The 24,310-nt window shown below is 38.2% G+C and carries 20 protein-coding genes; 15 read left to right on the top strand and 5 right to left on the bottom strand.

The window, feature by feature from the left end; all coding sequences use genetic code 11:
* Window positions 1–142: 142 nt before the first annotated feature.
* From AC6CH7_RS19650 to glmS, 3 genes are all read left to right on the top strand, one after another.
* Window positions 143–967: a glycogen/starch synthase gene (locus AC6CH7_RS19650; RefSeq protein WP_048907930.1), complete on the top strand. Its 825-nt coding sequence runs from the start codon at window positions 143–145 to the stop codon at window positions 965–967.
* A gap of 18 nt (window positions 968–985) precedes the next feature.
* Window positions 986–2,428: a DUF4270 domain-containing protein gene (locus AC6CH7_RS19655; protein WP_498264339.1), complete on the top strand. Its 1,443-nt coding sequence runs from the start codon at window positions 986–988 to the stop codon at window positions 2,426–2,428.
* Between the two features lie 81 nt (window positions 2,429–2,509).
* Window positions 2,510–4,348, top strand: a complete 1,839-nt coding sequence (gene glmS, locus AC6CH7_RS19660) for a glutamine--fructose-6-phosphate transaminase (isomerizing) (RefSeq protein WP_498264340.1) — start codon at window positions 2,510–2,512, stop codon at window positions 4,346–4,348.
* A gap of 23 nt (window positions 4,349–4,371) precedes the next feature.
* Here glmS and AC6CH7_RS19665 read toward each other — a convergent pair whose 3' ends face one another.
* Window positions 4,372–4,800 carry a single-stranded DNA-binding protein gene (locus AC6CH7_RS19665; protein ID WP_048907892.1) on the bottom strand — a complete coding sequence of 143 codons (429 nt, stop codon included), beginning with the start codon at window positions 4,798–4,800 and terminating at the stop codon, window positions 4,372–4,374.
* A 14-nt stretch (window positions 4,801–4,814) separates the two neighbouring features.
* Window positions 4,815–5,864, bottom strand: a complete 1,050-nt coding sequence (gene mutY, locus AC6CH7_RS19670; protein WP_498264341.1) for an A/G-specific adenine glycosylase — start codon at window positions 5,862–5,864, stop codon at window positions 4,815–4,817.
* Window positions 5,865–6,035: 171 nt separating this feature from the next.
* Between mutY and AC6CH7_RS19675 the strand changes: the two genes are divergently transcribed.
* The 6 genes from AC6CH7_RS19675 to AC6CH7_RS19700 all read left to right on the top strand — a co-directional run bounded on the left by AC6CH7_RS19675 (window position 6,036) and on the right by AC6CH7_RS19700 (window position 12,453).
* Window positions 6,036–6,338: an HU family DNA-binding protein gene (locus AC6CH7_RS19675; RefSeq protein ID WP_498264342.1), complete on the top strand. Its 303-nt coding sequence runs from the start codon at window positions 6,036–6,038 to the stop codon at window positions 6,336–6,338.
* Window positions 6,339–6,345: 7 nt separating this feature from the next.
* Window positions 6,346–7,206: a tetratricopeptide repeat protein gene (locus AC6CH7_RS19680; protein ID WP_498264343.1), complete on the top strand. Its 861-nt coding sequence runs from the start codon at window positions 6,346–6,348 to the stop codon at window positions 7,204–7,206.
* A gap of 252 nt (window positions 7,207–7,458) precedes the next feature.
* Window positions 7,459–9,009 carry an Rne/Rng family ribonuclease gene (locus AC6CH7_RS19685; protein WP_172659216.1) on the top strand — a complete coding sequence of 517 codons (1,551 nt, stop codon included), beginning with the start codon at window positions 7,459–7,461 and terminating at the stop codon, window positions 9,007–9,009.
* Window positions 9,010–9,108: 99 nt separating this feature from the next.
* Entirely contained in the window at window positions 9,109–10,485 is a 1,377-nt protein-coding gene (radA, locus tag AC6CH7_RS19690) for a DNA repair protein RadA (protein ID WP_498264344.1), read from the top strand.
* A 445-nt stretch (window positions 10,486–10,930) separates the two neighbouring features.
* The gene (locus AC6CH7_RS19695) at window positions 10,931–11,488 is read left to right on the top strand and encodes a LemA family protein (RefSeq protein WP_498264345.1); all 558 of its coding nucleotides are present in this window, start codon (window positions 10,931–10,933) and stop codon (window positions 11,486–11,488) included.
* A complete protein-coding gene (locus AC6CH7_RS19700) occupies window positions 11,488–12,453 on the top strand; it encodes a DUF3137 domain-containing protein (protein ID WP_498264346.1) in 966 nt (321 codons plus the stop codon). Before AC6CH7_RS19695 ends, AC6CH7_RS19700 begins: the two co-directional genes overlap by 1 nt.
* A 40-nt stretch (window positions 12,454–12,493) precedes the next feature.
* Here AC6CH7_RS19700 and carB read toward each other — a convergent pair whose 3' ends face one another.
* Entirely contained in the window at window positions 12,494–15,310 is a 2,817-nt protein-coding gene (carB, locus tag AC6CH7_RS19705) for a carbamoyl-phosphate synthase large subunit (RefSeq protein WP_498264347.1), read from the bottom strand.
* Between the two features lie 218 nt (window positions 15,311–15,528).
* Complete coding sequence (locus AC6CH7_RS19710) at window positions 15,529–15,849, bottom strand: peptidase associated/transthyretin-like domain-containing protein (RefSeq protein ID WP_498264348.1); 321 nt, start codon at window positions 15,847–15,849, stop codon at window positions 15,529–15,531.
* Between the two features lie 277 nt (window positions 15,850–16,126).
* Here AC6CH7_RS19710 and AC6CH7_RS19715 point away from each other — a divergent pair, with 277 nt between their 5' ends.
* The 6 genes from AC6CH7_RS19715 (at window position 16,127) to AC6CH7_RS19740 (ending at window position 22,507) form a co-directional block, all read left to right on the top strand.
* Window positions 16,127–16,648: a hypothetical protein gene (locus AC6CH7_RS19715; RefSeq protein ID WP_498264349.1), complete on the top strand. Its 522-nt coding sequence runs from the start codon at window positions 16,127–16,129 to the stop codon at window positions 16,646–16,648.
* Between the two features lie 73 nt (window positions 16,649–16,721).
* Complete coding sequence (gene pnuC / locus AC6CH7_RS19720; RefSeq protein WP_498264350.1) at window positions 16,722–17,336, top strand: nicotinamide riboside transporter PnuC; 615 nt, start codon at window positions 16,722–16,724, stop codon at window positions 17,334–17,336.
* A complete protein-coding gene (locus AC6CH7_RS19725; protein WP_498264351.1) occupies window positions 17,320–17,847 on the top strand; it encodes an AAA family ATPase in 528 nt (175 codons plus the stop codon). Before pnuC ends, AC6CH7_RS19725 begins: the two co-directional genes overlap by 17 nt.
* Before the next feature lie 219 nt (window positions 17,848–18,066).
* Entirely contained in the window at window positions 18,067–20,529 is a 2,463-nt protein-coding gene (locus AC6CH7_RS19730) for a TonB-dependent receptor (protein ID WP_498264352.1), read from the top strand.
* Between the two features lie 4 nt (window positions 20,530–20,533).
* A complete protein-coding gene (locus tag AC6CH7_RS19735; protein ID WP_498264353.1) occupies window positions 20,534–21,166 on the top strand; it encodes a thiamine phosphate synthase in 633 nt (210 codons plus the stop codon).
* Window positions 21,167–21,232: 66 nt separating this feature from the next.
* Window positions 21,233–22,507, top strand: a complete 1,275-nt coding sequence (locus AC6CH7_RS19740; protein ID WP_498264354.1) for an MFS transporter — start codon at window positions 21,233–21,235, stop codon at window positions 22,505–22,507.
* On the opposite strand, the gene AC6CH7_RS19745 is transcribed toward AC6CH7_RS19740, so the two are convergent.
* Entirely contained in the window at window positions 22,504–24,255 is a 1,752-nt protein-coding gene (locus tag AC6CH7_RS19745) for an ABC transporter ATP-binding protein (protein ID WP_498264355.1), read from the bottom strand. The genes AC6CH7_RS19740 and AC6CH7_RS19745 overlap by 4 nt on opposite strands.
* Between the last annotated feature and the right edge of the window lie 55 nt (window positions 24,256–24,310).

Raw genomic sequence — 24,310 nt, forward strand, 5'->3', positions numbered from 1 at the left:
AAATTTCAGGGGGCAAAGTTGGTTATTTATCCATTCCCAACAAAACATCTTGCGTATTATATTGATAAATGTTATTATTTTGCTTACCTTTGCCCCTTGATAATCTTTTCTTTAACATAAATTTTTATTTACGAATATGGAGATGGCCAAAACGAAGCTACTGATTGTTACACACGAGATGTCGCCTTTCCTTGAACTCACAAAGATTTCAGAAATTACCCGTCAGTTACCTCAGGCAATGCAGGATAAAGGATTTGAAATCCGTATTTTAATGCCAAGGTTTGGAAACATTAACGAAAGAAGGAACAGATTACACGAGGTTATCCGTCTTTCAGGCATGAACATTATTATTGATGACAATGACAACCCGTTGATCATTAAAGTTGCTTCAATTCCGGCAGCAAGGATGCAAGTTTACTTTCTGGATAATGAAGATTATTTCCAACGCAAGTATGTATTTAGGGATAAGGAAGACAAGTTCTACGCTGATAATGATGAAAGAACAATTTTCTTCTGTAAGGGTGCACTTGAAACTGTTAAAAAATTAGGCTGGTCTCCAGATATCGTTCATTGCCACGGCTGGATGACGTCTTTAGTACCTGCATACATTAAAACTACTTACAAAAACGATCCTACTTTTAAAAATTCAAAAGTGGTGTATTCAATTTATGAGGACTGTTTCTCTGAAACAATGAATACTGATCTGTATAAAAAAGCAGTAATGAACTCTATGACTGTTGAGGATACTAAAGTATTTGAAAAAGCAGATTGTAGTGCCTTGCATATTGGAGCAGTAACTTATTCTGACGCAGTAGTCTTAGCTGATGAAAACATCAATGCTGATGTGTTAAAATTTGTTAAAGATTCTAATAAGCCAACTTTAGCTTTTAATTTAACCGAAAATTTCGAAAACTTCTACTCATTATATGAAGAGATTTCGGATGAAGAATTGGTTTCAATAGCTTAAACTCAGGTATTCTAAAATATGAAATTTATAAAACTAGACTTATTGACCCTGTTGATAGGTCTTTTTCTTTTTGCATCTTGTAAAGATGCCAATACTATCGGCCTTACACCTGATGGCGACTCTCCTATTAAAGGTATTTTAGACAATACCGTTCTGGTTGATTCCAAAACTGTTCTTGATTCAGCTACCGCATCAATTGGATTGGCAAGACATCCCCTGGGTTATATTACCGGAGATGCTACTTTTGGGACTACCGAAGCAAGCCTTTCTATGACGGTAAGCCTTCCTTCAACTAGTTATAGTTTTGGAGGAATACCAACCGTCGATTCGGCAATTCTGGTATTACCTTACTCAACTCAATTTTATGGTGATACAACAACTTCTGTTTATAGCCTGAATGTGCACCAGCTTAAAGATGATCTTTCTTTACAAAAGGTCTTTTTAAGTAATAAAGTATGGCCGGTAGAAAGTCTGGTAGGCTCTATTACAACTAAGATAAAGCCAAAAACACCTTTTAAGATTACTGACATTGTAACAGGAAAACCTGATACGCTTAAGGCTGTAGTTCCACAAATAAGGATAAAACTTAGTAATTCATTTATTCAGGAACACATTTTAAATGTAGATTCAGCATCTAGATCTACAAACACTAAATTCTCAGCAGTCTTTAAAGGCCTGCAGGTAAGTGTAAACAAGACCTCATCAAGTGGTCCTGGAGGTGTAATGTTTATTAATTTTGGAGGAACTGATGCTAATCTTCAGATTTATTATAAAAAGCAGGTTGGAACAAGCGTTGTAGAGAAAGATACCGTAGCGGTTAATTTCCCTATATCGTCAAGCTCAGGTCCTATTGCGGCAACTGTTAAACATGATTACACAGGAACACCTGTTAAAGCACAATTAGATGCGCCAACCGCATCATTTGATGTTACATACTTACAAGCTCTTTCTGGAGTAAGAAATAAAATTTCTTTCCCTGATTTAAAAGCTTTTGTAGATAAGGTAAAGGCTGGCAATGCAGAAGCCCGTGTTGTAATCAACAGAGCAGAACTTGTTGTTAACCTTAAAAGCGGAACTGACGTGTCTCCCTGGAATGCTGCTCAGAGATTATCTCTTTACAGACTTGATATAGCCGGTCAGAGAGCAAACATTCCAGACAACGAGGGTCCCACACAAGCCAATCCTACCCCATCTCCGACATATGCCGGATCGGAAGGAGCGTTTGGTGGATTCTATGACACCACCAACAAAAGATATATATTTACTGTAACTAGTTACCTGCAGGCTTTAATTGACAATAAGACTGTCGATTATGGTACTTACCTGGCACCTAGCTCACTTACTGAGTACAATGTTTTCCCTTCTTTAACTTCTGGAGCAAGGTCAATCATAAACACTGCAACTCCCGCTACAGGCGAAAAAGGCATTAAGCTAAACATCTATTATACAAGAATTGACTAGCTAAATTTATTTATACACTATTGTGTTTATATCCTCCGAGATCATTAATTTCGGAGGATATATTTTTTAAACCCAGTATGTATGTGTGGAATAGTTGGTTATATCGGTCACAGAGAAGCTTGGCCAATAGTTATTAAAGGACTAAAAAGATTAGAATATCGCGGATACGATAGTGCTGGTATTGCGCTTATTTCTGATGATGGATTAAACATCTATAAAAAAGCGGGAAAGGTTACTGAACTGGAGAACTTTGCCGCAGGTAAGGATTTATCTGGCACAGCAGGAATTGGCCATACCAGATGGGCAACCCATGGTGCTCCTTCTGATAGAAACTCCCATCCCCATACATCCAACAATGGCAAGCTGACCATAATTCACAACGGAATTATTGAGAATTATGCAACGCTTAAAGAAGAGCTAATAACCAGGGGTCATGAATTTAAAAGTGATACCGATACAGAGGTTTTAGTGCACTTAATTGAAGAAATTTACAAAAACGAAAAGATAGATCTGCTGGAAGCCGTTCGACTGGCCCTACGCGAGGTTAACGGCGCTTACGCAATTGTTTTGATGGACGAAGAGCATCCAGATCAATTGATCGCAGCAAGAAAAGGAAGCCCCATGGTTATTGGGGTTGGTGATGGGGAATATTTTATTGCCTCTGATGCCACGCCTATTGTTGAATACACCAAAAATGTGATCTACCTGAACGATAATGAAATTGCATTTATTAAGCGGGATGAGTTATTGATAAAACGCCTCGATAATGTTGTACAAACACCATATGTTCAAGAACTCGAATTAAAACTTGAGATGCTCGAAAAAGGCGGTTATGAACATTTCATGCTAAAAGAGATCTTTGAGCAATCGCGCTCTATCAGAGATTGTATGCGGGGGCGTATTTACCCTAATGAGGGTAAAGTACAATTGGGTGGAATAAAAGAATATGCCGACAAGCTAAAAAATATTGATCGTATAATTATTGTTGCCTGCGGTACTTCATGGCATGCGGGTCTTGTAGGAGAATACTTAATTGAAGAGTATGCAAGAATTCCTGTAGAAGTGGAATATGCTTCAGAATTTAGATACAGGAATCCAATTATTACAGAAAAAGACATTGTGATCGCCATTTCTCAATCTGGAGAAACGGCAGATACAATGGCCGCGATCGAAATGGCTAAAGAAAGAGGCGCTACGATTTTTGGCGTGTGTAACGTTGTGGGTGCCTCGATACCACGATTAACACATGCGGGTGTTTATACACACGCCGGTCCTGAAATTGGAGTTGCTTCAACCAAAGCCTTTACGGCCCAGGTAACGGTGCTTACTTTGATGGCTTTTTATATGGCTCAGCAAAAAGGTACACTTACCAATTCCAAATTGGTTGAATTACTTACCGAGTTGGATTGCATTCCCGATAAAATACAGATAGCACTTGAATCGAATGATCTTATCAAAGAAATTGCCGAGAAATTTAAGGATTCAAGAAATTGCTTATTCCTTGGCAGGGGAAGTGGTTTCCCTGTGGCGCTGGAAGGCGCTTTAAAGCTCAAGGAGATCTCTTACATCCATGCCGAAGGGTATCCGGCCGCAGAAATGAAACACGGCCCTATCGCGCTTATTGACGAGGAAATGCCGGTGGTTGTTATCGCTACTAAAAATTCATCTTACGAAAAAGTAATCAGCAATATCCAGGAAGTGAAAGCCAGAAAAGGAATAGTTTTGGCTATAGTTACCGAAGGAGATGTTGAGGTTAGAAAAATGGTAGATTATTGTATAGAAATACCTGATGCCAGTGAGGCATTTTTACCATTATTGGCCACCATCCCACTTCAATTACTATCTTATCACATAGCAGTATTAAGAGGGTGTAATGTAGACCAACCGAGAAACCTGGCTAAATCTGTTACCGTAGAGTAACAGATTTAGTGCTTTATATTTAGTTAGAAGGGTAAATCACCCGAAGCATCACTTGGATCTATATAATCCGTTTCGCTTTTTGGTGTACTATTCTCGCCCGTAGATGGGGTTTGTTCGAAATCACTCTTTCTGCCCAGAATTGTAAAATTCTCTGCAACTACTTCTGTAACATACTTCTTTACTCGCTCTTTGTCTTCAAAAGAGCGGGTACGAAGCTTACCTTCAATATACACCAGCTTGCCCTTTTGCAAATACTTTGAAGCTACTTCTGCCAAACCTCTCCACAAAACAATGTTATGCCACTCTGTTTGCTCTATTCTTTTGCCATCTTTGTTATACGTCTCTGATGTTGCCAATGGGAAACTTGCTACTGTCACACCTCCATCTAAATGTCTGACTTCAGGATCTTTTCCTAAATGTCCTACTAAAATAACTTTGTTAATACCTGACATGAATTCTGATTTATCTAATTTACGGAATAAGAGCTTATAAAATTTGTTATCACTTTAGGCTGCGGCAATTCGTCCAACTCGCTTAATGAAACCCATTTTATTTCTGCATTCTGATTAAAGTTAATGATATAATTATCTAAAGCAAAAAATTGAACATATATAGTTTGGTGGGTTAATAAATGTTTTTTCTGCACTAACGGTGTAATAGTACAGGTGTCACCAAAGTTATTCTTCAATATGGTCAGAAATTGTTCTTGTGCTTCCAGATAATTATCATCAGTTTCTATTAAAGGAAAATCATACAGTTCCTGCCAAATGTCTCCCGGGTTTCTTTTATTTACCAGGATTTCATCTCCATTAAAACACACTAAATAATTGAAATAACGTGTGCGTTTTTTAAGCTTTTTCTCTTTAACAGGAAGCGTGTTTACGAGATCATTTTTTCGGGCAAAACAATCAGGTTGAACAGGACAGGATTCGCAGGAAGGTGATTTAGGCTTGCATTGCAATGCACCAAATTCCATAATGGCCTGATTGTATACAGAAGGCTCCTGTCCGACTATTAGATTCTGAGCCAGTTCTATGAATTGCTTTTTACCGGCAGGGCTGTTTATTGGCGTTTCGATTCCAAAATATCTGGACAATACCCGGAATACATTTCCATCCAAAACTGCCTTCATCTCATTCGAAGAAAATGATGAGATGGCCGCAGCGGTATAATCTCCGATCCCTTTCAAACGAATTAGATCGTCGTATTTTGTAGGGAACTCACCATTATAAACATCCTGGATCTGCTTTGCAGTATAAAGCATGTTTCTTCCTCTTGAATAATAGCCCAGCCCTTGCCATAGTTTAAGGATCTGGGCCTCGGTAGCTGCAGCAAACGCAGTAATTGTTGGGTAATTCTCTAAAAATCTATTAAAATAAGGCAATCCCTGCTCAACTCTGGTTTGTTGCAATATAATTTCTGAAAGCCAGATCACATAAGCATCCGTTGTACCCCGCCACGGTAAGTCTCTTTTATGATTTAAATACCATTTTACTATCTCTGTTTGAAAAGCCATAGACACAAAAATACGGCGTTATTAATTTGTTTTCGGCAAAACTTGCAATTCTCTGATACAATATGAAACAAATAAATCATCTTTTATTTTCCTATCTCATTAAAAAGCAATACTTTTGCAACCCCAAAACACTTATAAAGTATATAATACACTATAAATAAATAATAGAATATGACTAAGGCAGATATTATTTCAGAAATATCAACAAAAACAGGAATTGAAAAGGTAGATGTACAAGAAACCGTTGAGGCATTTTTCAAAGTGATCAAGAACAGTATGATCGGAGGAGAGAATGTATATGTTAGAGGTTTTGGTAGTTTTGTTGTAAAAAAGAGAGCGCAAAAAACTGCGAGAAATATTTCTAAAAACACTGCAATTATTATCCCGGAGCATTTTGTACCAAGTTTCAAACCGGCAAAGGTGTTTGTTGACAAAGTAAAAAACAACTCTAAAAAAGTAAGCATAGAAGCTTAATCAACTTATGCTAAACAATATCCGTTCAAGACAAATTATCATAATTGGAGCAATAGTATTGCTTGGAGCTTTTTTGTTTACAAGGGATATTAAAGGTTTAGTTAAGCCGAAAGAGCAAACAACGAATGTTCCAGCCGCAGGGCAGATGACGTCAGAAACCCCTCAGCCAATTAGTTTGGAAGAAGTTTCTGCTTCTGGTAAAACCCTGATCAGTCCAAACTTTGCTGCTGAAATTACTTCACTTGAGAACGCATTTAAAGCGTCTACCGATAAGGTGGCAGCCGCTAAAGTGCTTGCTCAAAAGTGGGATGATGTTGAACAGAGTACACCAAGCGCTTTATACCTTGAGATTATAGCCAATCAAGAGAAAACATTAGCCAGTTGGTTAATTACCGGAGACCGTTTTTTAAAGGCATTTGACAACTCAAGAGACAGTATATTACAACCTGCATTATTACAAAGAGCAAATGCTGCTTATACTAATGCGGTAAGTATTGACTCAACAAGTGCTGATGCTAAGACAGGCCTGGGAATTACCATTGTTAATGGAATGGGAATGCCAATGAAAGGTATTGCGTTATTGATGGATGTGGTAAAAAAAGACCCAAAGAACTTGAAAGCGAATATGAGTTTAGGTACATTCGCAATTAAATCTGGTCAGTTTGATAAAGCCATAACCAGATTTAACAACATTATCGCCATTAAGCCTACTCCGGATGCATACTTCTATTTAGCCACTGCTTATGAGAGCCTGGGTAAAAATACAGATGCTATTGATGCCTATCTTAAGAGTAAAAAGCTAGCCGCCAATCCTAAATTATCAAAATTCATTGATGATAAGGTATTGGAGCTAAAGAGTAAAAATTAATAAACAGATTAAAAAAATATTTAAAATTCAAGATTATGCCAAGCGGTAAAAAAAGAAAAAGACATAAAATGGCTACCCACAAACGCAAAAAACGTTTAAGAAAAAACAGACATAAGAAAAAATAATTTTTCTTATTGTTTTGCACAGAAAATAAGGCTACGACAAGATCTTAGCCTTATTTTTCGTTGTTGCAATGTTTTTTTATTTGTCCATGTGTTAATAAGGCATTAAATGCCTTAAAATCTGTAGCTTTTGGTAAAAGAATTAATTATAGATTCCTCTCCACTGGGAGTAACCATAGCTTTAGTTGAAGACAAACAACTTGTAGAACTTCATAAAGAACAGATCAACAACAATTACGCCGTTGGCGACATTTATTTAGGCCGCATTAAAAAAATCATGCCGGGTCTAAATGCTGCGTTCGTAGATGTTGGTTATGAAAAAGATGCATTTCTGCATTATTTTGATCTTGGTCCTCAAGTCCAATCTTTAATTAAGCTAACTAAAATCAAGCGTAACGGCTCTGTTAATGGCACTTTACTGGATAATTTCAAGCTAGAGGGAGACATTAACAAAGCAGGCAAAATATCAGAAGTAGTAAGCAAGAATCTTGTTTTACCCGTTCAGATAGCAAAAGAGCCAATTTCAACTAAAGGTCCTCGTTTAAGTTCAGACCTTTCAATAGCCGGCAGATATATTGTATTAGTTCCTTTCTCTAATGTAATCTCTATTTCCAAAAAGATTAAGAGCAATACTGAACGTAATCGTTTAAAAAAGATTATTGAAAGTATTAAACCTAAAAATTTTGGGGTAATTATCAGAACCGTTTCAGAAGGCAAAGGAGTTGCAGAACTTCAAAAAGACCTTTTAGATTCTGTAGCTAAATGGGAAAGCTTTATTAAAAAGCTTCCTGATGCAGAACCTTCTAAACGAGTTTGGGGAGAAATGGATCGGACATCAACATTGATCCGTGATATTTTAAGCACTGACTTTACAAATGTTTATGTAAGCGACAATAGCCTGTTTGAAGATATTCGTTCCTATGTTCACGAAATCTCTCCAGAAATGGAAAAGATCGTTAAACTGTACAAACATAAAGAGCCTATTTTTGAACATTTCGGTATTGAAAAGCAAATCAAGAACTCTTTCGGTAAAACAGTAAACTTAGCTGGAGGAGCCTACCTTGTTGTTGAACATACTGAAGCGCTTCATGTTATTGATGTAAACAGCGGAAACAGAACAGCGAGTAAAGAGAATCAGGAAGACAATGCTTTGCAGGTTAATAAAGAAGCTGCTAAGGAAATTGCCCGACAACTTCGTTTAAGGGATATGGGTGGTATTGTAGTAATTGATTTTATCGATATGCACAAGCCTGTTAACCGTAAAATGTTGTTCGACTATCTTAAGGATCTGATGTTACTGGATCGTGCTAAGCACACCATATTGCCGCCAAGTAAGTTTGGCCTTGTTCAGATTACACGTCAGCGTGTAAGGCCCGAAATGAACATTGTAACCAGTGAGAAATGCCCTACCTGTGACGGTACGGGGGAAATTAAGGCCAGTATTGTTTTAATGGATGACATTGAAAATAACCTGACCTATATTTTGCAGGAGCAAAACGAAAAAAATATTACGCTTTGTGTACATCCGTATATCGAAGCTTTCATTAAAAAGGGCTTTATCTCTTTACAGTGGAAGTGGTTTTTTAAATTCGGACAGCGAATTAAAATCAGATCAGTTTCATCTTATAATTTGACTGAGTTTCACTTTCTTTCTTCAAAAGACGAAGAAATTAAATTGTAAAAATTAACTTATTAACTAAACAGGCCCGATTTCATAGAGATCGGGCCTGTTTGTTTTAATAGAATTAAGCATAAATTAGTAGAATTAAATTGTAATCAATTGGCTAAAACTAAATCAGCATATTTCTGCCAAAGTTGTGGGTATGAATCAGCAAAATGGCTCGGGCGATGTCCTTCATGTAATGAATGGAATACCTTCGTCGAAGAAATTATAGAGAAAACAAGCGCGAAGGTACCTTCCTGGAAAACATCTACCGGCACCCAACGCTTAAATAAACCATCTAAAGTTGATGATATACAATCCATTACCGAAGAACGAATTTTAACAGGTGACCTTGAGCTTGACAGGGTTTTGGGTGGAGGTTTAGTTGCCGGCTCTGTTATATTGATAGGTGGCGAACCCGGAATCGGGAAATCTACGCTGATGCTTCAGCTGGCCTTAAATATCTCGGGAAAAAAAATCTTGTATGTTTCCGGAGAAGAAAGCGAACAGCAAATTAAAATGAGGGCTGAGCGCATCACCACCAAACCTAAAGCAGATTGTTATATCCTCACGGAAACTTCAACCCAAAATATTTTTAAGCAGATTGAAACACTTGAGCCAGACATTATTGTTGTCGATTCTATACAAACACTTCATTCGGCTAATATCGATTCAACCCCCGGAAGTGTATCCCAAGTAAGAGAATGCACTGCCGAATTACTCCGGTTTGCAAAAGAAACGGATACGCCTGTATTTTTAATTGGCCATATTACTAAAGACGGCACCATTGCAGGACCAAAAATTCTGGAACACATGGTTGATACCGTTCTGCAGTTTGAGGGCGACAGGCATCATGTATATCGAATTTTACGCTCTATCAAGAATCGTTTCGGGGCTGCCGCTGAATTAGGAATTTATGCAATGCACAGTACTGGTTTGCGACAAGTTTCCAATCCTTCCGAAATTCTGCTATCACAACGTGACGAAGAAATGAGTGGAATCGCAATTTCGGCCACTTTAGAAGGCGCAAGACCGATGCTAATCGAAACACAGGCATTGGTTAGCGCAGCAGCCTACGGAACGCCACAGCGATCTGCAAATGGCTTTGATACTAAAAGAATGAACATGCTCCTTGCTGTACTGGAAAAAAGGTGTGGCTTTAGACTAAGTACTCGTGATGTTTTCTTGAACATAGCTGGTGGAATTAAAGTTGAAGACCCCGCAATTGACCTGGCCATTATGGTTGCAATAATTTCCTCACATGAAGATATAGCCATATCCTCTAAAATCTGCTTTGCAGCAGAGGTTGGCCTATCAGGAGAGATCAGAGCAGTTAACCGAATTGAACAACGCATCCTGGAAGCGGAGAAGCTTGGATTTGAAAGAATCTTTATTTCTAATTATAACTTAAAGGGTCTCATTCTTGATCGATTTAAAATTGAATTGACCCCTGTAAGGAAGATTGAAGACGTATTTTCACTGTTATTTGGATAATCAACCACGCAACAGCCGTGTATATTTGCCATTTAGTTTCTACACATTGGGGATATTATTTCCCTCTCAAAAATTTGGCACATTTTCTATAAAAACACGCAGAATGCTATATACAAGGCAGTTACCCCTAAAAAAAGAGACACACAACAGATTGGCCTGCTAATTGCAATTACCTACATGTTATCAGTCATTTATGAATGGTAATAAACAATAGGGATGATTATCCTCGTTATCGTAAGATAGCGAGGATTTTTTCATTTTAAGCCAAAGGAATTGTACTTTTAGAATAATTAAAAAGGTTCTCCTTTTTAATATTGATTGATTAAACCCTGTCTTCTCCGAGACAGGGTTATTTATTCCATTTTTTTTCATAGAATAATTTTAGCTTGAGAATGTTTAATTTTAATATATTTAAATATTAATTAACCTCTTAACCCTTATCATAATGATTATTGCCGCTATTATCATCGCTGTGCTACTAATTTTTGGGATCGGCATATATAATTCGCTGATCGGCAAAAAGAACCAGGTTGCCAATGCCTTTTCTGCAATTGATGCCATGCTTAAAAAGCGATTTGATTTGCTTCCAAACTTAATTGAGACTGTAAAACAGTATATGCAGTATGAAGGAGATCTGTTAACCAAAGTGGTAGAATTGCGTGCCAAAGCCGCGAGTCCAAACTTAAGTAACGAGGAAAGATTAGACCTGGATAAGCAACTAGGCTCAAGTGTTAAGGGTTTAATGGTAAACGTAGAGAATTACCCGGATCTAAAAGCAAACCAGAATTTCCTGAATCTACAAAGCACATGGACAGAAAGCGAAGAGCAAATTGCGGCCGCAAGAAGAGCCTATAATTCCTCTGTTACCGATTATAACAATGCCATTATGATGTTCCCTGGGAGTATTTTTGCCGGAATGATGAACTATCAGCCTATTGCTGTACTGGCAAACACGGAAGAAGAGCGTAAAAACATAAGTGCAAAAGATCTTTTTAATAGCTAATGGCAGAAGAAACTGCAACAGGAGCCGCTTTACAAAGCATACTTAATGAGCTAGAAATACAGAGAAAAAAGGTTTCCGATATAAAAACAAAGGCCTACCTGTTTCTTGCTGGGGGAGTAGTACTTATAGCAATCGGCGTTTTATTAAGCAGCTTGATGATCGCGGGAGCCATAAGTGGTGGCGCGTCCATAATTACATCTATCGTTCTTTTCAGTAATTCAAGCCAAAAGTTTAATGACTACAGGCATGAATTCAAACAAAGAATAGTCGCCACGGTATTAAAATCTATAGATCCAAGTTTAGAGATTGAATATAAGTACGGGTTGCCAGAAAACGATTTCATTAATTCTCAGCTATTCACCCAACGCCCGGATAGATACAGGAGTCAGGATCAAATTTATGGCAACGCAGGAAAAACAAGATTCTCTTTTTCTGAAGTTCATGCAGAATATAAAACCGAGACGCGAACAAAAAACGGCCGGCAAGAGCATTGGCACACCATCTTAAAAGGAATTGTATTTTGCGCCGATTTCAACAAACATTTTAATGGCCTAACAGTAGTTAAGCCAAAGGACATGGGAAGTGCACTGGGTGCCTGGATATCTGATAAAATGCCAATCTTCTCCTCGTCAAGTAAACAGCTTGTAAAGCTTGAGAATATTGAATTTAACAAGGCCTTTGTTACCTATTCAACTGATCAGGTAGAAGCCAGATATATTCTTACTCCTGCAATGATGGAAAGATTATGCGAGCTAAATGACAAAAGTGCCGCTACAATCTCAGTATCTTTTATCGGTTCTTACGTTTACATAGCTTTCCCGTTAGAAAAGGACTACTTTGAACCTCCTGTATTTAAAAGTCTTCTTACCACCAAATCATTAGATGAAGACCTCAGCATCATCCGCTTTATGTATGCCATCATCAGCGAACTGGATCTTAACACCAGAATCTGGGGAAAAGAATAAAATTAGTTATAAATAATAAAGTCCCTTTCGGGACTTTATATTATTTAGATAAATACATTGATTTTTCTTTAACAAGCTGTCTGAAGTAAGGATCTTCAGTGTCTTTGATAAATCTGATGGACTCCCCTGTTGACTTCATTTCCGGGCCCAATTCTTTAGTTACCTCAGGGAATTTGTAGAAAGAGAAAACAGGCTCTTTAATCGCATAACCTTCCAGTTTGCGCTCGATGGTAAAATCTTTCAACTTATTGACACCTAGCATCACTTTCGCGGCAATGTTGATGTAAGGAACATCATAAGCCTTAGCAATGAAAGGAACAGTTCTTGACGCTCTTGGATTGGCTTCAATTACATATACTTTTTCGTCTTTAACTGCGAACTGAATGTTTAATAAACCGATTACATTTAAGGCTCTCGCAATCTTTTTAGAGTAAGTCTCCATGTCGTTCATTACCTTTTCAGACAAACTGAAAGGCGGCAATACAGCACTAGAGTCTCCAGAGTGAATACCAGCCGGCTCGATATGTTCCATCAATCCCACAATATGAACGTCTTCGCCATCACTGATCGAATCCGATTCGGTTTCTTCCGCTCTGTCCAGGAAGTGGTCAATCAGTACGCGGTTACCTGGAAGGTCGCCTAATAATTTAACAACGGCCTTTTCAAGATCTTCATCGTTGATCACGATGCTCATCCCCTGTCCACCCAACACATAACTTGGTCTAACCAATACTGGATACCCCACTTCATTTGCTACAACAATTGCTTCTTCAGCATTTTCTGCAACACCATATTTTGGATAAGGAATGTCCAATTCTTTGAGCAAGTCAGAGAAACGTCCCCTGTCTTCAGCAACATCCATATCGTTATAAGAAGTACCAATGATCTTTATGCCGTTCTCCTGAAGCTTCTCAGCCATTTTTAAGGCCGTCTGACCACCCAATTGAACAATAACACCTACTGGATCCTCCAACTCGATGATTTCACGCACATGCTCCCAGAATACCGGCTCAAAATATAGCTTATCAGCCATATTAAAGTCTGTAGACACCGTCTCAGGGTTACAATTGATCATGATTGCTTCAAAGCCACTCTCTTTGGCGGCGAGCAAACCATGCACACAAGAGTAATCGAATTCTATACCCTGACCAATACGGTTAGGACCAGATCCCAATACAATTACTTTCTTTTTATCTGAACGAAGTGATTCATTCTCTTCTTCAAAAGTAGAGTAGTAATAAGGCGTTTGTGCAGCAAACTCAGCAGCACAAGTATCCACCATTTTATAAACACGTTTGATGCCTAATGACTTTCTACGCTCATAAACTTCGTCTTCCGTTACATTTCCTAGCAGATAAGCAATCTGAATATCAGAGAAACCTTTCTGCTTTAAGGTAAAGAAGAAATCTTTAGGAATATTATTTAGCGAATAACGTTTCAATTCTGTCTCCAGCTGAACCAATTCGTGTATTTGTGACAAGAACCATTTATCAATACGCGTAACTTTACGGATTGACTCTAATGGTACCCCCATACTCATAGCATCTTTAATCAAGAATAAACGATTCCAGCTTGGATGTTCAAGACCATGCATGATCTCTTCTATGCTACGGTTATGTTTACCATCAGCACCCAAACCAGCTCTGCCAATTTCCAAACTCTGACAAGCTTTTTGTATCGCTTCAATAAAAGTACGTCCGATGGCCATTACCTCACCTACAGATTTCATCTGTAAGCCCAATTCCGTATTAGCGCCTTTGAATTTATCGAAGTTCCAACGGGGAACTTTCACAATCACATAATCAAGTGTTGGCTCAAAATATGCTGATGTAGTTTTTGTAATCTGGTTTTCCAATTCATCCAGATTATAGCCTATAGCCAGTTTAGCTGCAATTTTAGCAATTGGATAACCGGTAGCCTTACTTGCCAATGCTGACGAGCGAGATACCCTTGGGTTGATTTCAATTGCAATAATTTCATCGTTATCAGGATTAACCGAGAACTGCACATTACAACCTCCGGCGAAGTTTCCTATTGCACGCATCATTTTTATTGCCTGATTACGCATGTCCTGGTAACAACGGTCAGACAGAGTCATTGCCGGAGCTACTGTAATTGAGTCGCCCGTATGGATGCCCATCGGATCAAAGTTTTCAATAGAACAGATAATGATCACATTGTCATTACTGTCCCTTAACAATTCCAATTCATATTCTTTCCAACCTAAAACAGCTTGTTCTACCAACACCTCATGTGTAGGAGAAGCTTCAAGTCCTCGTTTTAAAGCCTGGTCAAATTCTTCTTTCTTGTGTACGAAACCCCCACCAAAACCACCTAATGTATATGAAGGGCGAATTACTAATGGATAACCAATTTCCTGGGCAGCTTCTTTACCTTCGAGGAAAGAATTGGCAATTTTTGAAGTTGCAACTCCCACACCTATATCAACCATTAACTGGCGGAAGGCTTCACGGTTTTCGGTTTTCTCGATTGCAGCAACATCTACACCGATCACCCTTACGCCATATTTCTCCCATATTCCACGTTCAGATGCCTCAATACAAAGATTCAATGCCGTTTGACCACCCATGGTAGGCAATACTGCATCAATTTTACGTTCTTGTAAGATCTGTTCGATAGAATCTACCGTCAATGGCCATAGGTAAACATGATCACCGATTACTTTATCGGTCATAATGGTTGCAGGATTGGAATTAATGATCGAAACTTCGATTCCCTCTTCTTTTAAAGATAAGGCGGCTTGAGATCCTGAGTAGTCAAACTCACAAGCTTGACCGATGATAATAGGACCTGATCCGATGATGAGTACCGAGCGTATGGAGGTGTCTTTAGGCATAAGGCTTTAAAAAGTCTAAAGTTATAAGGGTAAAAAATGCAATTATTGTAGACCGGAATCGTCTTAGAGATTTCTTTGATATCATTAAAGATTCCCGACTCTTCTGTCGGGATGCAAAGTTACGCTTTTGAACATTAAAAATCAGGTATTTTTTCAAAAACCCTTATAAATCGAAAAAGGGGCTAAATGCCCCCGTTTTCTGCGTTTAATCTATAGAATTATTGTTCAAGTTTTATTTCTCCAACGTCGGTTACGGTGCTATCAACCACAGCAACGTTCTCTACTGATTTGTCTTTATACGGTGGTTTAGCTTTAACCCATACAGTATAGGTTCCTGGTTTTACATTATTAATGGTAAAACTACCACCACTAAGATCGCCTTTTAATGTATCCGTTCCAGACACGGCAACAACTTGTACCGCGCCACTATCTGCAGGAGATACCTTACCTTTGATTCCGCCATCCTTAATGGTAACGAAAGCTAATAACAACAACGAAAACGCTGCAATTACAAAAAAATTCACACTTAACTTTTTCATAGGAATTTGAGTTTTCTGATTAAAGAAACCTTTTAAACTTCTGTTAATCAGTAATATTTAACCATCAATTAGTTAGTATCATTGTTTCATATCGTATTATAAGCTAATGCTTGTTAACTACAAACAGGTAAACGAATTGTTTTAATAAAAATAAAATTACTGGACACGACCGACAATTAATTCGAAAAATCTGTATATAATTAACTACAAAATCCTCGTTATAGTATGTAAAATAAGTGTTTTAAAGTGGTGGAATAACATTTGCACATCCTTAGCTATGAAAAAGATATTACCATTTTTATTTGCAATCACTGTAATTCTGGCTGGTTGCGGAACAGTTCAATCTATTATTAAATCTACATTTCCTTACACAGCAACAATAGTTATCCCCGCCTCAAGCAAAAGCGATACGCCTATATCTGCAAAATCTGCGGCAACAAGTTTTGATGATGTTTTTGGAAATAAAAACGGAACCAATTATATAAAAGAAATTAGAATTGCCTCTGCAAAAATGATCGCCAGCAATCCCAGCAATAAAAGCTTGGGTATGTTTAAGTCTGTAAAGCTTTTCATATCAAATGAAAACGGGGGTGAGGTCATGGTTGCGTCAAGAAGTGACATACAAGAGAACATTGGCTCTGAACTTGCGTTAGATATAGATAATTCAAAGTTTTTGGACGATTACATCAAAGGAACAAGTCTCCGTGTAAGAGTTGAATATGTTTTAAGGAATAATACAAGCGCTGATGTAAGCATAAGAACATCAATAGGCTTCACATCGTCGCCTAAAGCGCAATAAAAGATAAATAGTTTGTTTGGTTTACTATCCGGTATGGAATTCTTCCTGCCGGATTTTTTTTTACTTTTGGTAAATGTTTGATGTTTTAAGGGATAGTTTCACTCAGTTATTTTTACAAACGGGTTTACTGGAATGGTTAGGTGTTTTTACCGGCATACTATGTGTATGGCTTGCCGCCAAAAACAATATATACAACTGGCCCATTGCAATAGTAAGTGTAGTCATCTATATCTTCATCTTCTTCGAATCAAAGCTGTATGCCGATATGGGTCTGCAGTTTTATTTTTTCGCCATGAATGTTTACGGATGGTACTTCTGGAGCAAGAACAGAAATAATCCCGAAGTATCTCGTCCAATTACCATCATTACCAAAAAAGAAATCATACTTTCTATTTTAGGTGTAATTGTTTTTACATTAATACTGGGTTTTGTGCTTAAAAAGAATACAGATGCCTCGTTCCCGTTTTTGGATAGCTTTTGTACTGCCTGTAGCTTAATAGCCCAGATATTTCTTGCAAGGAAGGTATTACAGAACTGGCTGATCTGGATTTTTGTTGATATCATATATGTTGGCATGTACATTTCAAAAGACCTGTACGCTACAGCAGTTATGTATGCATTGTATGTTTATATTGCCTCTGTAGGCTATTTAGATTGGAGGAGAACCTACCGTGAACAGACCCATTAAAAAGATAGCCATTGTTGGCCCGGAGAGTACCGGAAAATCAACCATTACCCAGCAGCTTGCAAAACATTTCAATACTTTATGGGTGCCTGAATACGCAAGGTATTACTGTGCCGCATTAACCGAGCCATGCAATTTACAGGATGAGGTAAACATGTTTCATGGGCAATTGGCACTCGAAGATTCCATACTTGCCATAGCCGAAAAAGAGCTTATTTTCTGCGATACAACCTTTATTACTGTAAAAATATGGAGCGACGAAGTTTTTGGGGAAACTCCTCAGATTGTTCTTGATGCACTCCCTAAATACAACTACGATTTATACTTGCTGATGGATATTGACCTGCCCTGGCAAGAAGACCCCCTTCGTGATTTCCCACACAAGAGAGAACATTTTATGCAGGTATGGCATCAGGAACTTAAAGCCTTGAATGCAGTATACGTTAAAGTTGGCGGCCAGGGAGAGGACAGATTAAATAACGCAATTACAGCTGTTCAAACATTTTTACTCTGATAAAAAAATCAATACCTTTGTACCATCAAAAAGGGGTGCCTTGTTTTGTAAAAAACACGAAAACAGGCTGAGAGCATACCCATTATATCTGTAAACAGATATATGCACCTGATCCGGATAATGCCGGCGGAGGGATTGGAGTTATGGAGTTTAACTGGGCTGTAAGTACCCCTTACTTACAGTGGTTTAACTAAAAGAAACAATAAAGTGAAAAAATTAATGATCACAGCACTTGCTGTGTTGCTATTGCCGGTGTTGGTAAAAGCGCAATTAACCATTTCGGGTAGCGTATCCGAAAAATCAAATGCTATATTACCTGGTGCTACTATTAAGCTAAAAAATAAATCTGCCGGAACAACTGCCGATAAACAGGGAAAATATCAATTAACCAATTTAAAAGCAGGCAATTATACGTTAGTAGTAAGCTACCTTGGCTACCAAACAATAGAAAAGAGCATTACAATTAATGCCGATCAAACACTTGATTTTGTATTAGTTCAATCTGCCTTCCTTGCCGACGAAGTTATTGTAAAAGCAACCAGAGCAAATGAAAAGTCTGCAACTACCTATAAAAACATTAGCAAAGCAGACATTGAACAAAACAACTTCGGACAGGATCTTCCTTTCATACTAAACAACACGCCAGGGGTAGTTGTTACTTCTGATGCCGGTGCAGGTGTAGGATATACAGGTATTAGAATAAGAGGCAGTGATGCGAGCAGGATAAACGTTACTGTAAACGGAATCCCGTATAATGACAGTGAAAGCCAAGGTACATTCTGGGTGAACATGCCTGATTTTGCTTCTTCTGTGGACAACGTACAAATCCAACGCGGAGTTGGAACCTCAACAAATGGGGCTGGTGCGTTTGGCGGAAGTTTAAACATCCAAACCTCATCAAGCTCAGAAGTCCCTTACGCAGAAATAAACAATACTTACGGGAGCTATAACACCCTTAAAAATACCGTTAAAGTAGGTACCGGTCTTATAGATGGTAAATGGAGCTTTGATGGCCGTTTATCAAGAATTAAATCTGATGGATTTATCGACCGTGCAGCATCCAATCTTAAATCATACTTCTTATCAGGCGCATATCATGGAAAAACCGACATACTACGTGTAAACGTATTTTCAGGAACTGAAGAAACTTACCAGGCATGGAATGGTGTTCCTGAAGCAAAACTCAGAGGAGACATTGAAGGTTTAAAAGAACATTACAACAATAACCTTGGCTATCTGTACAATACCAAAGCAGATTCTTTAAACCTGTTCAATTCGGATAACAGAAAATACAATCAGTTTCTTTATAAGGATCAAAACGATAATTACAAACAAAACCACTATCAAGCTTTATACGCAAAACAGTTCAACGAACAGTTCTCGTTCAATGGGGCATTACACTTAACCCAGGGAGAAGGATATTTTGAAGAATATAAAAACAATCAGAAACTTAAAAACTATGGTCTACCAAATGTTATAGCAGGCGGAACAACTATTGAAAGAACTGATCTTGTTCGCCGTCGCTGGTTAGATAACAACTTTTATGGCCTTACTTATGCCTTTAATTACCAACCAGAGTCAAATTTAAATTTCACACTTGGCGGTGCTTACAACCAATACAGAGGTAAACATTTTGGACAAGTAATATGGGCTCAATATGCATCAACCTCAACAAACGACTACCATTACTATGATGGCAAAGGAGATAAGGACGACTTCAATAGCTACTTCAAAGTAAATTATAATCCGGTAACTCAGTTAAGCTTGTTCGCAGATTTACAATACAGAAATGTGAAATATGATATTTCAGGAACTGACAAGAATCGCAAGAGCTTAGATTACAATAACAACTACAATTTCTTTAATCCTAAAGTTGGGGCTACTTATCTCTTAAATGAGTTAAGTAACTTTTATGCTTCATTTAGTGTTGCAAATAAAGAACCAAACCGCGATGATTTTACCAATTTAAAAGAAGGTTTGGCCGTTCCTAAACCAGAACGCTTAAACAATGTAGAGGCAGGCTACCGTTTTAAAAACACTGATTTTAATGTTGGCGTAAATGCATATGGAATGTTTTACAAAGATCAGCTGATCTTTACAGGCGAAATCAACGAATATTCTGATGCTTACCGCCAAAATGTAGATAAAAGTTATAGGATTGGACTGGAGCTAGACGCGTCTTATATTATCAGTTCTCACTTTGCCGTTAATGCTAACGCAGCATTCAGCAGAAATAAGATCAAGAATTATGTAGACTATGTATCAGAATATGATAATGATTTTAACCTGATTAATGTACAGGCTACGAACTATGCCAACCCAGATATTTCTTTCTCGCCAAACTCGGTGATATTTGGAGAACTGGTTTACAAACCAGTGGCTGGCTTTGCCATTGCGTTACAAAGCAAATACGTAAGCAAGCAATACATGGACAATACTCAAAACGAAAGCCGTAAACTGGATGCTTATTGGGTAAACAATGCAAGGCTTGGTTACGACTTCAGCTTAAAAGGAATCAAAAACATAAACATAGGCCTGCTTGCCAATAATATTCTAAACAAAAAATACGAAAGCAATGGTTACACCTACAGTTCAATTTATCCATGGGGAACCACAACAGAGAACTTTTACTTCCCTCAGGCCGGAACTAATTTCTTACTTTCGCTAAATTTGAAATTTTAATCCTATGAAGAAGTTCATCGAAAGACTACATTTTATTACGCACGACATTGATCAGTTAACCCATATCGAACAGGCACAAATAGCTTGCGAGGCTGGAGCAAAGTGGATTCAATATCGCTGTTTAACTAAAAATGACGATGAGCTATTAAAAGATATCAATGTGATTGCTGAAATCTGTGACGATTGGGGGGCTACCTTAATTGTTACAGATCACATTCACCTTAATGGCAAAGCCGATATACAAGGCTTCCACATTGAAGATATGGATGCCAATTTCACAAAACTAAGAGAACAATTAGGAGAAGCGGTAACCATCGGAGGTTCGTCGAACACAGTTGACGGTTTAATCAGGCTTGCCAAAGAGGGAGCAGATTATGCCGGCTTTGGCCCCTTTCGCGATACGACAACCAAACCCAACAATGCCCCTCATATTGGGATTGAGGGCTATAAAAAAGCAATGGCAGCCCTAAATCAAAATGGCATTATCCTACCTGTTTTAGCCGTTGGAGGTGTTACTGCTGATGATATAGAAGCACTTATGGAAACAGGTGTTTTTGGAATAGCAGCGTCAGCCGCAATTAATCAGGCTGAGGATATGAGAGAAGCATATCTCACATTTTATGACAAGATTATGTAATTGCGAGAAAAATAATCTTAAAATTTATTCGCCTATCAACTACATTTGTCCAAAACATTTTTCCTTTTGGACAATACCGAAATCATAGAAAAACCAGATCCCTACGCTGCCCTCCGCTACAGAGAGTTCAGATCTTACCTCGGCATGCGTTTCTTTTTTACGTTCGCATATCAAATGCAAGCTGTTATTATCGGATTTCATATATACCATTTAACAAATAATCCGCTTGCTTTAGGATTAATTGGTCTCTGCGAAGCCATTCCTGCAATCAGCATAGCATTATACGGAGGATATGTTGCAGATAAATCAGAAAAAAGAGGGCTTTTACTCAAGATATTCTTCGGAGTATTTCTTTGTTCCCTGGTGATGCTCATCGCAACTACAAAGCAAATGCACACCTATATCCCCACACGTTATATCGTACCAATCATGTACCTTATGGTATTCGGGATAGGTATAGCAAGAGGTTTTTTCAGTCCGGCAACATTCTCTTTAATGGCGCAGATTATCCCTAAAAAACTGTATCCTAACTCAAGTACATGGAACAGTTCAAGCTGGCAGTTGGCATCTATACTTGGCCCTGCAGCAGGAGGGTTAATTTATGGATTCTATGGCATCACAGTGACTTACTATGTAATTATTGCCTTCATTTCCATTTCATTGATCTGCATCTTCTTTTTAAAACCACATCAGCCAACCTATGTACCAAAAGAAAGTATAGTAAAAAGCCTTACCGAAGGTGTCCATTTTGTCTTTAAAAATAAAATGATGCTTGGCGCAATGAGCCTTGATTTGTTTTCTGTATTTTTTGGTGGAGCAGTTGCCCTATTACCTGTATTTGCCAATGACATCCTTAAAGTAGGTTCAGAAGGCCTGGGCTTTATGCGTGCCGCCGCTTCTGGCGGGGCTGTTCTTACCATGCTGGTCATGACGCGCTTTTCTCCTATGAATAAGCCATGGAGAAATCTTTTAATTGCGGTAACAGGATTTGGAACCAGCATCATCTGCTACGGCCTATCTAAAAACTTCTACTTAACCCTTGTACTTCTATTTGCAGAAGGTGCATTTGATAGCGTTAGCGTAATCATCAGGTCTACCATAATGCAATTACTAACACCAGATGATATGCGTGGTCGTGTATCCGCTGTAAACAGCATGTTTATTGGCTCTTCAAATGAAATAGGTGCTTTTGAGTCAGGCTTAACCGCAAAACTAATGAGAACAGTCCCTGCCGTAGTATTTGGAGGCAGCATGACCATTCTTGTTGCAGGCGTTACTTATCTCAAAACAAAAAACTTAACCAAGCTAACTTTAAACGAAATAAACGAGCAGAATACTTAAGCAATAGAGAATCTTTCACCCACCTGTTGTCTCCACATCGCATAGTACAAGCCATTTTGAAGCACTAGCTCATCGTGGGTTCCTTGCTCAATTACATTCCCTCTTTCCAATACATAGATCCTATCGGCGTGTTTAATTGTCGATAAGCGGTGGGCAATTAATATCGTCATGTGGTTATCTATATCAGAAACCTCTCTTATTGTTGCCGTAATTTCTTCTTCCGTTAAAGAGTCCAACGAAGAGGTAGCTTCATCAAAAACCAGGATATCCGGCTTACGTAATAATGCTCTGGCTATAGATAAACGTTGCTTTTCACCCCCGGAAACCTTCACTCCGCCTTCACCAATCATGGTATCCAAACCTTTATCCGCTCTGGCCAATAAATTCTGACAAGCTGCCTGATGTAATACTTTCATACACTCTTCATCGGTTGCATCAGGTCTTACAAACTGCAGGTTCTCTCTTATTGTTCCTGAAAACAATTGCGTATCCTGTGTTACAAAGCCTATTTTTTCTCGCAATTCATCAAGATCTATGTTTGTAGCCGTAACTCCGTTATACTTAATGGCTCCTTCCTTAGGCTCATATAAGCCTACCAGAAGTTTAACAAGCGTAGTTTTACCAGAACCTGATGGCCCCACAAACGCAATCGTTTCTCCAAGGTTTGTTTCGAAATTGATGCTGTTTAAGGCATTAGTAGAGGCCGATTGGTGCTTAAAGCTAACTTCATCAAATTCTAATTTCCTGATTTTAGCAATTGATGTTGGATTATCAGGTTTCTTATCCTTTGGAATAGACATTATCCGCTCAAAATTATTTAGCGATACCTCTGTTTCCCTATAAACATTAATGATGTTGCCCAGTTCCTGCAAAGGACCAAAAATAAAGAAGGAGTAAATGAACAGCGAGAAGAATTCACCCACCGTGATTCTTCCTGCAAAGATCAGGTACATCATCAAAAAGAGCAAGCCGTTACGTAGCAGGTTCACAAACGTTCCCTGGATAAAGCTTAGACTGCGGATGTATTTTACCTTTTTAAGCTCCAGTCCTAAAATCTTTGTGGTAGTAGTATTTAACCTATTTATTTCCTGTTTGGCAAGTCCTAAACTTTTCACCAGCTCAATATTACGCAGCGATTCTGTGGTAGAACCTGCAAGTGATGTTGTTTCTGCTACAATATTCTTTTGAACTTTTTTAATCCGTTTACTTAAAAACGAACTTAAAAATCCAAGTAACGGAATCGAAGAAAAATACACCACTGCAATAACCCAATATACAGAGATGGCATAAACGGTCACAAAAATGATCCCGATGATACTTGTAAACAAAACATTTATTACCGCCTGAACCAGTTTCTCCGTATCAATCCTAACTTTTTGTAAAATACCTAATGTTTCTCCGCTGCGCTGATCTTCAAAGACCTGATAAGGCAGCTCCAAAGAATGTGCAAGGCCATCGGAATATATTTTAGCTCCCAGTCTTTGCGTAATAACATTTACGTAATAATCCTGAAAATTCTTAGCAATACGGGATACCATTGCAGCTCCCATAGCCAATAAAATAAGTACGCCGGCACCTTTTATAAACTCGTCGGTACTATAATGCTTATAGTTAGTAACGTATTTATCAATGATTAAGCGAAAAACGTAAGGATCAAGAAAAGAAAATATCTGATTAACTGCAGCCAGAAACAAGGCCAGAAATATCAGACCTTTATAGTTTTTTAAATAGCTGAATAAGATTTTCATAAATAAAATTTGTTAAAAATAAACAAAGGGAATGAAGCATTAAGCTCATTCCCTT

The organism is Pedobacter sp. GQ55 (assembly GCF_059758925.1).